Genomic DNA, 13,078 nt, shown 5'->3' with positions numbered 1-13,078 from the left:
AAAGGTCAGGATATTAAGAATTCTTTTAACTCAAAAAGGTGTCTCAATGATAAAAACATTGAAACACCTTTTTTGGAAACACCTTTTTGCTTTTTTTAGTTATTGATTCGATTTTTTCTCATGAACGGCATAAAATGACCAAGCAATTGCTCCGAATAATACCGGACCAATGATTGTCCAAAATGCAGTAATCAAATCATGTTCCAAGATGGGCTCAATTACCGTAAAAATAATACCAAAAATCAAAACAAGTAAAACCAGAATTGTGGTTGCATACACGCTAAATTTTGTTTTGTAAATAACGAATGGTCGATCCAGATCTTGACGGCGCTTGAAGAATGGAAAGGCACCAATCAAAAATAGGTAAGGGAAAGTAGTCGAAATGTTGGCCATATCTGTTAAAATCGTGTAAAAGCTTTGAGCATCAGAACCGCCGAATGAAATGAAGAAAACAAAAATTGCAACAATGGCTGCTTGGCACCACATGGCAAAAGCGGGAACACCTGCCTTGTTTAATTTGGTGACTTTGGCTGGCCAGAGCTTTTTGGGAGATCCCAGAATAAATGATTTCAATGGGGAGTAAATTAATACAAAAAATGAGCCTAAATAAGCCATGAACATCCCAAGACCTGCGAAACGAGCAAACCAGTGGCCTAAAGTGATGGCAGATGTTGTCTGCAATCCTAGTGCGTGGCCAAATACAAATCCCAAATTGTTCATCATTACGTAGGTAATATTACCGAGATCTACATTATGGCCAGATAATGTTTGGTGCCAGTTAGTTGAAATACCCCATAAGAAAATCGAGAGTGCATACATGATGCCAATCATAATGGTGGAAATAATAATACCGCGAGGAAATGTTTTCTCAGGCTTCTTCAGACTGTCAGTGACACCACCCATGGATTCCATCCCACCATAGGCAAAGACCGCATAAACAATAAAGGATAGCATGGCAATTGGTGACATGAAACTTGGATTAGGTGAGTTTATGAGGCTGCTAACCCCGTTAAAAGGTTCTGCAAGATGACCATGGTTTAAAAAAAGAATGCTTAGACTAACAATAAATAAGACTACGTTCAGTAAGCTCACAAAAATTCCACCAATTGAAGATACTTTGGCTATTGAAGTTATCCCTCGAGTGGCACAGTAAGTTACCACTAAAATCCAGAATACACCCATTAAGCCGACGGTTTGTGTAGCGTTTAATCCAAATAGATGCCAATTCTGTGTGGCATCATGACCTGCAAAAATGGTTGAGAAGGGTATCCACACTTTAGATGAAGTGGATACCATCCAGATAATCCAGGATGATAACCAAATAAAAGTGCCGATAAACGCTAATTTTTCTCCGATTGACTGTTCTAGCCAAGAATAAATGCCTCCCTTGGCATCTTTGAAAGTAGAACCGTATTCGGCGAACATTAAACCACTTGGTAAAAAGAATAAAAAGGCGGCAATGACGTACCAAATAATACTTGCATATCCCATCTGATCAAAGGCAACGGTGGTGTTTGCAAATCCAAAAATTGATGTGAAGATCATCAGTATTAACCCCGTAACTGAGATCTTTTTTGTTTTTTCCATTATATTTACTTCCTCATCTGTTGAATTATAAGTTCATGTCTTGCTTAAAGTTTAACGGAGACATATCTGTCATTTTAGTAATTAATTCAGCTATCAATTTTTGCATAGCTTGCAGTCCCAAAGCTGCATTTTGATTACTTTGACTGGTTAGATAATTTTCTAAGGCTTTATCACCCAAAGTTAAAGCCATTTTGTCACTCACATGTAAGTTTTGGATCAGTTGTTGATTGGTTTTGTCCTGGACATCTTCTAGCAAGGGTCCAAATTCTAAGTAATGTGCATCAACCAATGTTCCCGCTTGTTTGTAAATCCAGTAGGCCGAATCAGGTTGATAAGTAGATATTCCCTTTTTATAACTGGCTGGTGTATCTTTTATACCCGCATAAAACGGAATGTATATGCTTTGAGCAGCGACTCCCATTGCCAACCAGTGGATACCGGCGATAGCAGTTGGCAGATTAGGACGTATTTGTAGGATGTGTGACTCCTGGGTTTTAGCCAAACTGATTGGTCGATAGCGTGTCTTGTCACTTTTCGAACCAATACCGATGGGATCAAAGGGTGTCCCCTGGAAATGGGAGCTCAAGATTTGCTTCACATCATCAACTTGAATGAGCTTTTCTGCCCGTCTAATAAAAGGCAAGTGTTGACTTTGTGGCTGTTGGTCAATACTCGGATTGAGTAATTTTTGACCATACCACACACGAGGATTGTTGTAGAATTCATCTGATAAGTCGTTCGTTCCAAAGATTTCACGGAAGTTGAATGTATCTCGTTTAGAGTTCAAGTGGTTTTGGTTAACGAAATCTTGCAGACCAGCGACAACCATGAAATTATCAGCATCATTAAAATCAATTTCTTGAATGGATAGCTGATTTGCGACAACCGCGTAGGCGTCATCAGGAATACGTTGTGCTACCCATTGATGACCAGCAGCTGTTTCCATATACCAAACTTCATTTACGTCAGAGAAAAGGATGCCATTGGTCTCTGAGGTCCCATATTTTTCAATAATTGATCCTAGGTAGCTCACCCCTTCGCGAGCGGACTTCACGTAAGGCAAAGTGACCGTTACCATGGCTTCTTCACCAATGCCATCTGCAACTAGGGGGTCAGCCCCTAATGCGCGATTGTTGGTATAGGCGCTCTCGGTGGCACTCATAGCTACACCGTACTCGTTAATACCTTCCTCTTCAAAAAGACCGTATTTGTCAGTCCACTCTGGTGTTGCGGTATATTTAGCAGCAACTTTGGGTAAATTGAGTGTAAATCCATTATCCGTTGATTTGAATATTTGAGTTTCTGAAAATTCACGATGTGGATGAACCACAAAGTGTTTTGGCCAAGCTGAACGGGAATCCTCATTGCGGCCAATTAAGGTTGAACCGTCAGCAGTAGCTAAGCGGCCAGCCAAAAAACTTGTACAAGCTGAATAATTATTCGCTAGATTTGTCATAAAAGCTTCTCCTTTAAAAATGAATATATATACAGTTTACATTCTAGCATAAGTTTGATTTGAATTTTTTGCTAATCCTTGCGATAATAAGAAGAAATATTGAGGAGGAATTTGATATGCCTTTAGTTCACATCGATCTTATTGAAGGACGGTCGACCGATCAATTACGTCAATTAGTGAAAGATGTTACCAATGCGGTTTCTAAGAATACCGGTGCTCCGGCTGAACATATCCACATTGTGTTAAACGAAATGCGTCCCGATCGTTATAGCGACGGTGGTGTTTTGAGAAGTGATCAAAAGTAGTTTTTTAGGTCATAAAAAATGGAATCCGGGCACAAAAGCCACTGAGTTAGGCTTTTGCATGGATTCCATTTTTACTTAGCTAATTGTAAATAGGATTCAAGATATTTGGCTAAACCATCGTGGTCGTTGTCAAATTCAGTCACATCGTTAGCGATACTTTTAATCGTAGGGGTTGCATTTTGCATAGCCACGCCACGGCCAGCATATTCTAACATTTCAGCATCATTGTGTTCGTCACCAAAGGCGATGATGTTACGTCGGTCAATGTGATACTGTTTGGCAATATAAGCGACGGCTTTGGCCTTTTGAATTCCCTTAGAAACAATTTCTAAAACGCTATTGGGTCCGCCCCAGACACCTACATCCACTTGTTGGCCATAGTGGTGCAATACCGTATTGCGAACGACTTGTTCTTGATGAGGTGCCACGAAAAGAATTAAGGAAGTCGGATTGTGAACAAGAGAAGATTTAGAAAGTAACTGATCCTCCCTTAAGGTTGCTGGAAAAAAATTTAAATCAGCGGGTGGTAAATGATTGGCTAGATAGGTGTGCTTACCTTCGGCTGCAATCATTTTGAGTTGCAATTTTTGTTGATTCTCCAGCATATCTAGGACAATAGCCTTATTAATGGTTCGTTTGTATTCACCAGACCAATGTTGATGGGGAATGTGAGTTAAGGCACCATTAAAATTGGCTAACGGTGTTTTTAGTTGGAGTTGATCATAAATGGCAGCTGAGATGCGGTAGGGCCGACCGGTCACAATACTGACGATATGACCAGCAGCACCAGCGGCTTTAATGACAGCCACTGTCTTTTGGGAGACTTTGTTTTGATTGTTTAAAGTCGTGCCATCAAGATCAATAGTGATTAGTTTTTGAGACATGTTATTCACTCCAATAAGCTTTATAATAGAAAGTAAAGTATCTTAAACTAAGTTAACATAATTTCAAGAGGGATGCTATTAAATTTAGAAATGAGTGAAAGTATGCAGTTACCAGCAGCATTTATTGAAAAGTATACAAAATTACTGGGGCAACAGGCCCCTGAGTTCTTAGAATCATTTAACGAAGGACCAGCTAAGGGGTTTCGGGTGAATCCGTTAAAAGCCCAAAAACAACCACTAGTGCATGCCATTAGTGATCCAGTCTCCTATAGTGAATTTGGTTATTATGGTTCCGTGAGTGGTAAAACTGTAGATCATCAAAGCGGCCTTATTTACAGTCAGGAGCCTAGTGCGATGTACGTAGGTGAAGTTGCCCATCCTAAGCCTGGGGAGCGTGTATTAGACTTATGTGCAGCTCCAGGTGGAAAAACGACACATCTAGCTAGTTTTATGGCGCAAGAGGGGTTACTCGTCTCAAACGAGATTAATCGTAAACGAGCCGATATTTTGGCTGAAAATGTGGAACGATTTGGCTTAAAAAATACAATTGTAACGAATGAATCACCCGAGACTTTAGAACATCATTTTCCAGAGTTTTTTGACGTGGTGGTCGTTGACGCACCGTGCTCTGGAGAGGGAATGTTTCGTAAAGATCACGAGGCAGTTCAATATTGGACGTCGGATTACCCAGCATCATGTGCAAATAGACAAAAAAAGATTTTAGCCAGTGCCCTTAAGATGCTGGCACCGGGTGGTCGTTTGATTTATTCAACTTGTACATTTGCCCCAGAAGAAGATGAACAAAATATTGCTTGGCTATTAAAAAACTATGCTGATTTACAGATCCTGCCAATTAAGAAATATGCAGGTATGGATAACGGGCGACCAGAATGGGCGGATGGAAATCCGCAACTAGCAGAAACACTCCGTATTTTTCCACATAAAATGCGTGGAGAAGGGCATTTTATTGCGCAGTTAAAGAAGCAAGGTCAAGTATCTACACATAAGTTGTCTAAGACACAAAAAACTAACGTCACAAAACAGCAAAAACAAGATTGGCATAAAATTGCCGACCAATTATTAATTAGCCCTGTTCCAGATTCACGGCTTTTAGCATTTGGGGATTATCTTTATGCCATGCCAGTAGAATTACCTAATTTAGATGACTTACAGGTTGTAAGACCTGGAGTCAATCTAGGTGTTTTTAAGAAAAATCGTTTTGAGCCAGCACTGCCACTTGCGTTAGCTGAGCAACCACAGGATTTTATTGATCCAGTGGCAGTGACCATTGCCCAGTGGGAGAAATATGTTCATGGAGACACATTTATGGTGACCGAAGTCAAAAGCGGTTGGCATGTGTTGTGTTATCAAAACTTAACGATTGGGTTTGGCAAAGTGGTGAATGGCGTAGTTAAGAACTTCTATCCTAAAAAATTCAGATTTGAAATTAAACATGACGCTTTTTAAATAGCGTCATGAGTAAAACATCTTTGTAAGTACTTATATAAAATAAAGAAACAGGCTGGAAAAATTTCTCAGCCTGTTTCTTTATTTTATACAGTTGAAATCGGCGAAGGCAAAATACCTTTTTCCGTTTTCTTTTCTATGGAAATTGAATATGGCGTTGTTGACAATAGGAGGACAACTCGCTATCTAATAAAATGTTTTTGGCAGATAAAGCTTTAATGTCACGCGCACCTTGGAGAGTGAATAAATCAGCGAGCTGTGTTTGCCAAGCAGAGAGAAGGTTAATGGTCTCTGTCTCTCCCAAACGTAAGAGCGTGTGAAGAATATGACCCGCTACGCCCACCATATTCGCACCGAGTGCTAAGCTTTTAACCATATCTAAAGGCGTTCGGATTCCGCCGTCAGCAATAATAGCTACTTGATGTTGCAAGGGTCGTGATTCTAAAAGGGATTCAACAGTCGTTAATCCATAGTCATATAACTGATCATAAGCGTGATCATGCCGCCGTTCATTTTCGATTTTGGCAAAGTTGGTACCACCGTATCCAGCGACATTAATATTTTTGACGCCAATCTCTTTGAGCTTTAACATCGTTTCATAAGTCATTCCAAAGCCAACCTCTTTGACGATCACAGGAACGGAGACATTTTGAACAATTTCTTGGATATGAGTTAACCAGTTAAATTGACGATCACCTTCGGGCATAATGAGCTCCTGTGCTACATTGATATGCACTTCCAATAGATTGGCATCGATCATGTCAATTGCCTTTTGAGCGTCTTTAGCTGAATGATTTGCACCAATGTTAGCAAGTAAAATGCCCGTTGGATTAGTTTTTCGCACAATGTTAAAGCTGGCTTCAAGATCCGGACGCTTAAGTGCGACACTTTGAGAGCCAACAGCCATTGGGAGGTGGGTAGCTTTTGCAATCCTAGCTAGGCTTTGGTTAAGTTTGGCTGTATAAGCACTACCACCTGTCATGGCTTCAATATAAAAAGGGTAATCTGTTACGATTCCCCCGATAGTACTGTTTAAATTTATCTGCTTCTGGCTAATTTCTGGCAAACTATTTGGTATTAGCCGAATATGTTCAAAACCAGCGTGTGCTTGAGGTTGGTAAAGATGTTCTGCAAGCGAGACATGTTCATCTTTTCGATGCGACTGAATATCTTTCATGAATCATTCTCCTAAAGTTCGGTGACATTATGCACGTTGAAATTCAATTGTTTAATTCCTTTGATTTGCCAATTTTTAAGTAACTCACGCGTCGATAATTTTTTATCAATAAGCACGATTCCGCAATCACCACCACCAGCACCAGAGCTTTTTGCAGCGCCGCCGGCTTGTTCGGCGTCGTTAATCATTTCTTGTAATGTTGAGGTTTCGATTGAGACATGACTAAAGTTGCTTAATTTCTTTAAAATTTTTCGATTTACACGTAATTGATGTTGGATAACTTTAATGGATTGATCATGAAAACCACGAATCATTTCTTTAAGACAAGCTTTGCTTTCTTTTAAAAATACTTGGTATTCTTGCTGATCTTTAACCTTTCCCAAAGCCACTTTATCAACGAGGTGCGAGGTTGAAGCAGGGGATCCTGTCCAGCCAATCATTAACTTTAATTCTGCTGGTGGGTCTAAGAGTTCAATATCTAGCCCTGGCCACGGTTTGTTTAAGAGGTCCATTAAACTTGTTTGACGTCTTTGAGCAGATAACCACTCACGATTAAAAGAATGATAGGCAATCCACCCGCCATAAACACTGGCAGCAATGTCACCAAGCGAACCATTCCCTTGAACGTCAAAATGAGCAATAGCTGCTAATTTAAATAAGCTGTCTTTGGTTAAGGGCAGATGATAAAATTTAGCTAACGCCTTGATGGTAGCTACCGTTACTGCTGCAGAACTACCAAGGCCATATTTCTTACCATCCGAACTATCCAAGTCGCTATTGATATATAGATTGTATAGACCAAGTTCCTTGTTTAGATTGCTTGCATATTCTTCCGTAAGATTGATTGCGGAAAGAATATAGTGGAAAGGATTATCACGGTTATCAAAAACCATTTTAGATCCCTGACGACGCCAATAAATTGAGTTTTCATGGTATTGTTCAGAAACAATTTGACCAATGTTTTCTGTTTTTTCAATTGAAGCTGTTACGAATTGATTTAAGGCCACAATGATGGCCGGATATCCGGATTCAACAACCGCGTATTCTCCCGCGATATAAAGTTTTCCAGGTGCTTTCACCGTAATCAATGGATCATGTCCCTTCAAAATTTGAATTTAATGTTTATAGGTACGTAACACCTGGTCCAGGTTTGCACACTACTAAACGATCCTGACCAACAATAGCAGCCAGTCTGGTTATAACTTTTTCGTTATCAGTTGATGCACAAATAATTTTGACATTTGGGCCTGCATCCACAGTACTATAACATTCTACACCTTGTTTTCTTAAGTTGCGAACAGTGTTAAGAATTGCAAGCGTTTCAGGCTGAAAATAAGTAAAACTAGGAATTGCACCAAACGTTGTCGCGTGCATACGCATTGCGTTTTGTTCGGCTAATTCACCTAGGGATGCTAAATTTTTATTAAGAATCGCATTTTTAATGGGCTTAACATCTGCCTGGGCACTCTTTACCCACGCTGGAAAGAAAGGGGAAGTCTTAGCAACCGATTGCATGCCAATGGTACTGCTGACCTTCTTTTGCTTTGTATCGATTAGAACAGTGATCAAGTTCACATCCCAATCAACAGGACATTGAATGCTTTCAGCATATGAGCTTTGATTATCAAAACCGGCATGCCATTGAACGAAGCCGCCAAAAATTGAACGGGATGCAGATCCGGAGCCGTGGCGTGCCAAAATGGAGAGTTCACGATTGGAAAGTATTAAGCCACTTGCTTTTGCAGCAGCGGCAGCCAGTGCGGCAAAAGCTGAAGAAGAAGAAGCAAGACCAGCCGCCATCGGAACATGGTTAGAGGAAAAAACTTTGGCCGGCAAATTGTGACCACTTTTGGCCCGTATGAGATCTAAAACACGTGTGACTCGTTTTAATCCAGGACCAATTAAAGGCTGGTGATCGACGGTGATGGTATCTTCAACCAAATTGGCATCGAATTCCACACTTGTGTCTGTGTAGAAACGATCTAAAGTTAGAGAGATACTGTCGTTAAAAGGCAAGATTAAGTTTTCGTCTTTTTTACCCCAATACTTTAGAAGCGCAATATTGGTATGTGCACGGGCTGTAATCATCTTTGATCTCCTTTATGCTTTAAGCTACGTAATGGTTCAGTCCAAGTTTGGACAGCTCCGTTTTGTTGTAGAACGGTGGCGATTTTCTGTGCATGAGTTTGATTGTTGACTAGTACAATTAAGCATCCGCCCATTCCGCCACCAGTGAGTTTCGCGCCTAACGCGCCTGAGTCTAAGGCTAGTTTGATATATTGATCAATTAATGGGTGACTCACGCCAAGCATTGCCAAATTTTTTTGAGTATCGTTCATTAAGTGTCCTAGAGTATTGGCATCCCCATTGGCTAAACAGATACGGGCTTGTTTCGCATTTTGGCCCAGATGTTCAATGGCCAATTCTGCTTGTGGATCTTGAGCTAATCTATTTTTGACATATTGAACGGCAAGACCGGTTTGCCCCAAGATACCAGTATCAGCAATGACTAAAAAAGCATTTTGTTTAATAGGGATGGTTTGTGGCCGCCGTCCACGAACAAACCAGATTGGAAACCGTGAACTGGTGGTAGCAGCATCTAGCCCACTAGGATTTCCATGAATGTATTGTTCCGAAACGTCTGCCAATCGGAGTAACTCACTGTGTGATAATGGTTCTTCAAAAAAATGAAAAAAAGCACGAATAATGGCAATTGCCGTTGCCGCTGAAGAACCCATTCCACGTTCAGCCGGAATGGCACTCTCAATTTGCATCGCAAACGGGGTCGCTTCTTGTTTCAGTTCCGTAAGAATGGTTCTGATTAGTAGCTGAATGCCAGTTTGGCTGTCTGGCATAGCAGACAATTTACCTGTGAAATAGCGACTTTGAATGGTTTGTCCCGTGTTTACGGCCGTGATGGTAACACTCGTTTTGATTTTTGATACAGGTAAACAAATTGCTGGTTGCCCGTATACCACACTATGTTCTCCAAAAAAAATAATTTTTGCGTGACTTTGGCCCATTGCCGTTTTTAGCACATCAATCGCTCACTTTCAAATTCAAAAAAATATTTTAGAAGCTAATTTTGGATGTTCGATTAATCTCGACTTAAGTCTAGCGCTTTAGACTTTGTAGTCTATACACAAATTTATATCTTAACATATTTTTAGAAATGATAACATAATTAGTATTAGTGCTTAACTCACAAGTAAGATAAGGGTGATAAAACAACTCGAAAGTTTTAAATTCTAACATCAAAAATTCTCAGCCGTTTATGAGTTGCTTGGAATGTAGTATCATATAATGGTATGAACCAACAATTTATGAGGTAACTGGTGAAAATATGGACTCTAATACAACCTATGCAGTTGTCGATATTGAAACAACCGGCACAAATTTAAATGCGGGTGAACGCGTAATTCAAATCGGCTGTGTATTTATTAAACATCATAAAATTGTGAATACGTTTGCTACGGATATCAATCCAGAAATGGGTATTCCAAATGCGATTCAACAGTTAACAGGAATCACAAATCAGCGTGTCAGAAAAGCACCTTTGTTTGATGATATTGCGCCCACTTTATATGGACTTTTAGCAGATACTGTTTTTGTTGCGCATAATGTTAATTTTGATTTTCCATTTTTAAATTATGAATTTGAGCGAGTGGGTTATCCACCACTCACAATTGAAGCCGTCGATACGGTTACTATGAGTCAAATATTGTTGCCAACTGTCAATGGCTATCGTTTACGTGATTTATCCCGATATTTTGGGATTCAGCATAAACATCCGCACTCAGCGGATAGTGATGCATTAGCAACAGCAAAATTATTTCTTATTCTAATGAAGCGCTTGTCGAGTTTGCCATTGCAGACTTTGTCACAATTGGCAGACTTATCTGGAAGTTTACCGAGACAAACGGCGAACTTAATTCAACTGGCTTTGATCAAAAAAAGAAAAAATCCGGGTCATTTGCCGATGTATCTCATGATTAGAGAAAATTTGGTCCTCCGTGTGCAACGAACGACCTTTAATAATGTTACGAGTGACGAATTAGGTCGCTATCCACAATCTAAAAAAGCCAAGTTGAAACTTTTTAAAGATGATCTGGGATGGCGAAGTGCCCAAGCTCGAATCATGAATGCTATTTATGCAAATTATCAACGGAAAGATTCAAAAGCAATGGTCATTGAAGCTCCTACTGGTATTGGCAAAACGATTGCCTATTTGTTGCCATTTACTTTCTTGGCTATTCAAAATCAATTGCCCGTAATTGTAAGTTCAACCACGACGCTATTACAGTCACAATTAATGGAAAAGGCCGTTCCGATCTTAAGTAAGATCCTTTCTGTGCCGATTGATGCCACTTTGGTAAAGGGGAGTAATCACTATCTTGATCTTGCTAAATTTTCACACTTGTTAGCTGAACGAGATCCGGCCAATCAAAGTCGGTTAATTAAAATGAAATTGTTAGTTTGGTTGACCTATACAAAAACTGGAGATTTAGATGAGTTGCACATCAATAATCATAAAATCACGGTGTTAAACGAGATTCGTCATCAGGGCATTGCAAGCTTGGATCCTGAAAGTTCATTTTATGATTTAGATTTTTATCAACGTGTGATTCGAAAGGCACATTTTTCTCAGTTAGTTGTCACTAATCATGCTTTTTTAGCGCGTCATGCGGAATTACTGGGTGATAAAAAACACGCACCTTACTTAGTTATTGATGAAGCACAGCGGTTTGTGAACACTATTTTGCAGGAAAACCGACTCACCTTTGATATCAATCACCTAATGAGCATGGCTCACAGTGCTGTGAGTCATTTAAAGATGAATACCGGGATTAATCACTCACCAATTATTCAAAGTGATTCGATGGGAAGTTTTCATGTCTATCAAATGTCAGCAAAACTTGAAAACATAAATCAGTTGATTTCGGTTATTCAAGTTCAGTTGTTCAAATATTTTTTACGGCAAATTCCAAGTAATGCCGCGAATTTGCCATATCAACATGTCGTTATGGCTTCGGAGTTAAAAAAATTTAGTGATCATAATCTTGCTACTTTACAGAATTTACGCGATAGCTTCACAGCTGAAGTTTTAGAGTTTGAGTCACTTAGTAAAATTATTGAAAAGCAACAAAATAATTTAGTAGAAGCTGAAGTTCGTACTTGGGTAAAGTTGAATACTTGTCAATTGGAAATTGAACAACAGGCACAAATTTTTTTGAGAATCTTCCGCGCGTTTTTAGAAAATAAATCACAAAAAGTGGATGAGGCAGATTTTTATTGGATTCAGGTAGGTCCAAAACACGATGCGGGTAGTGTCAGCTTTTCTCAGGGAATCGTTGAAAGTGCTAATTATATTAAAAACAAGGTTTATCCGTGGTTTCAAAAACCAAGTTTGATTGGAGCTACGTTATTCTCAAATAGTCGTTCCAAGTATTTTTTAAATCAAGTTGGTTTAACTACCGATGTCACAACTGTGAAAAAATATAGTAGTCCTTATAATTTTGCGGATAATACCCGTCTACAGATTGTTAATGATGGGCCAGTTATCAATGAAATCGGGTCTGAGGACTATGCCCAATACTTAACAAAAGCCATTTATCGCCTTACTCAGGTGACACCTGGAAAGGTTTTAGTATTATTCAATTCTTTAACGACAATTAAGGATGTGTTTAACCATATCCAAAAGACGGATTTGGGTCGAACAAGACGAATTTTGGCCCAAGGAGTTAACGGCACTAAATCTAAATTGACACGCGAATTTTTATCTAGTTCAAATGGTGTTCTATTAGGAGCATCTAGCTTTTGGGAGGGGATGGACTTAGCAAACGGCAACTTGGATCTTTTAATTATTACAAGATTACCGTTTGATTCACCAGATGAGATTTTCACTAAAGCGGAAGCCAAGCTGCAAAGACAAGCACACCACAATCCGTTTATGTCAGCCCTTTTACCGCGAAGTATTTTACGGTTAAAACAGGGGATTGGTCGTTTGATTCGCTCGGAAAGCGATTATGGCGTAGCTGTTATTTTGGACCGGCGAATTCTTGACAAAAGCTATGGGAAAGTCATGTTGCACAGTTTACCAAAAGATATGCCAGTTCAAAAAATTCCGCTAAATCAAGCAGATGATGAATTAAAAGAATTCTTTAAGAATCATTCCTAACGTGTGTCAATATGTTTGTTATAA

10 protein-coding genes are annotated in these 13,078 nt (G+C 39.5%); 3 read left to right on the top strand and 7 right to left on the bottom strand.

The window, feature by feature from the left end:
• Nucleotides 1-99: 99 nt before the first annotated feature.
• Nucleotides 100-1,587: a glutamate/gamma-aminobutyrate family transporter YjeM gene (gene yjeM / locus IV80_RS00985; RefSeq protein ID WP_057748196.1), complete on the bottom strand. Its 1,488-nt coding sequence runs from the start codon at nt 1,585-1,587 to the stop codon at nt 100-102.
• Nucleotides 1,588-1,612: 25 nt separating this feature from the next.
• A complete protein-coding gene (locus IV80_RS00980; RefSeq protein WP_057748193.1) occupies nt 1,613-3,043 on the bottom strand; it encodes a C69 family dipeptidase in 1,431 nt (476 codons plus the stop codon).
• A gap of 98 nt (nt 3,044-3,141) precedes the next feature.
• Between IV80_RS00980 and IV80_RS00975 the strand changes: the two genes are divergently transcribed.
• Nucleotides 3,142-3,348 carry a 2-hydroxymuconate tautomerase gene (locus IV80_RS00975; RefSeq protein WP_261763743.1) on the top strand — a complete coding sequence of 69 codons (207 nt, stop codon included), beginning with the start codon at nt 3,142-3,144 and terminating at the stop codon, nt 3,346-3,348.
• A 71-nt stretch (nt 3,349-3,419) separates the two neighbouring features.
• Here the strand turns inward: IV80_RS00975 and IV80_RS00970 are convergent, their stop codons facing one another.
• The gene (locus tag IV80_RS00970) at nt 3,420-4,232 is read right to left on the bottom strand and encodes a Cof-type HAD-IIB family hydrolase (protein WP_057748187.1); all 813 of its coding nucleotides are present in this window, start codon (nt 4,230-4,232) and stop codon (nt 3,420-3,422) included.
• A 102-nt stretch (nt 4,233-4,334) separates the two neighbouring features.
• Here IV80_RS00970 and IV80_RS00965 point away from each other — a divergent pair, with 102 nt between their 5' ends.
• Nucleotides 4,335-5,699 (top strand): RsmB/NOP family class I SAM-dependent RNA methyltransferase, encoded by a 1,365-nt coding sequence (locus tag IV80_RS00965; protein WP_057748627.1) that lies wholly within the window; start codon nt 4,335-4,337, stop codon nt 5,697-5,699.
• A 136-nt stretch (nt 5,700-5,835) separates the two neighbouring features.
• On the opposite strand, the gene fni is transcribed toward IV80_RS00965, so the two are convergent.
• The 4 genes from fni to mvk are packed head-to-tail and all read right to left on the bottom strand — an operon-like array spanning nt 5,836 to nt 9,899.
• Nucleotides 5,836-6,876, bottom strand: coding sequence for a type 2 isopentenyl-diphosphate Delta-isomerase (fni, locus tag IV80_RS00960; protein WP_057748184.1), 1,041 nt, complete (start codon nt 6,874-6,876; stop codon nt 5,836-5,838).
• Between the two features lie 11 nt (nt 6,877-6,887).
• A complete protein-coding gene (locus tag IV80_RS00955) occupies nt 6,888-7,964 on the bottom strand; it encodes a phosphomevalonate kinase (RefSeq protein WP_057748181.1) in 1,077 nt (358 codons plus the stop codon).
• Nucleotides 7,965-7,998: 34 nt separating this feature from the next.
• Nucleotides 7,999-8,964, bottom strand: a complete 966-nt coding sequence (mvaD, locus tag IV80_RS00950; RefSeq protein WP_057748179.1) for a diphosphomevalonate decarboxylase — start codon at nt 8,962-8,964, stop codon at nt 7,999-8,001.
• Complete coding sequence (mvk, locus tag IV80_RS00945) at nt 8,961-9,899, bottom strand: mevalonate kinase (RefSeq protein WP_057748625.1); 939 nt, start codon at nt 9,897-9,899, stop codon at nt 8,961-8,963. Before mvk ends, mvaD begins: the two co-directional genes overlap by 4 nt.
• Nucleotides 9,900-10,219: 320 nt before the next feature.
• Between mvk and IV80_RS00940 the strand changes: the two genes are divergently transcribed.
• Complete coding sequence (locus tag IV80_RS00940) at nt 10,220-13,054, top strand: helicase C-terminal domain-containing protein (protein ID WP_057748176.1); 2,835 nt, start codon at nt 10,220-10,222, stop codon at nt 13,052-13,054.
• The last annotated feature ends 24 nt before the right edge of the window (nt 13,055-13,078 follow it).

The sequence above is a fragment of the Pediococcus cellicola genome (assembly GCF_001438655.1).
GTDB lineage: Bacteria > Bacillota > Bacilli > Lactobacillales > Lactobacillaceae > Pediococcus > Pediococcus cellicola.
The sequence above is the reverse complement of the archived record's forward strand: the minus strand, read 5'-3'. Positions and strand labels throughout refer to the sequence as shown.

What these genes read in the sequence shown, in the direction of transcription:
- yjeM (WP_057748196.1), bottom strand. Translation starts at nt 1,587, where the DNA reads ATGGAAAAAACAAAAAAGATCTCAGTTACGGGGTTAATACTGATGATC.
- IV80_RS00980 (WP_057748193.1), bottom strand. Translation starts at nt 3,043, where the DNA reads ATGACAAATCTAGCGAATAATTATTCAGCTTGTACAAGTTTTTTGGCT.
- IV80_RS00970 (WP_057748187.1), bottom strand. Translation starts at nt 4,232, where the DNA reads ATGTCTCAAAAACTAATCACTATTGATCTTGATGGCACGACTTTAAAC.
- IV80_RS00965 (WP_057748627.1), top strand. Translation starts at nt 4,335, where the DNA reads ATGCAGTTACCAGCAGCATTTATTGAAAAGTATACAAAATTACTGGGG.
- fni (WP_057748184.1), bottom strand. Translation starts at nt 6,876, where the DNA reads ATGAAAGATATTCAGTCGCATCGAAAAGATGAACATGTCTCGCTTGCA.
- mvaD (WP_057748179.1), bottom strand. Translation starts at nt 8,964, where the DNA reads ATGATTACAGCCCGTGCACATACCAATATTGCGCTTCTAAAGTATTGG.
- mvk (WP_057748625.1), bottom strand. Translation starts at nt 9,899, where the DNA reads ATGGGCCAAAGTCACGCAAAAATTATTTTTTTTGGAGAACATAGTGTG.
- IV80_RS00940 (WP_057748176.1), top strand. Translation starts at nt 10,220, where the DNA reads ATGGACTCTAATACAACCTATGCAGTTGTCGATATTGAAACAACCGGC.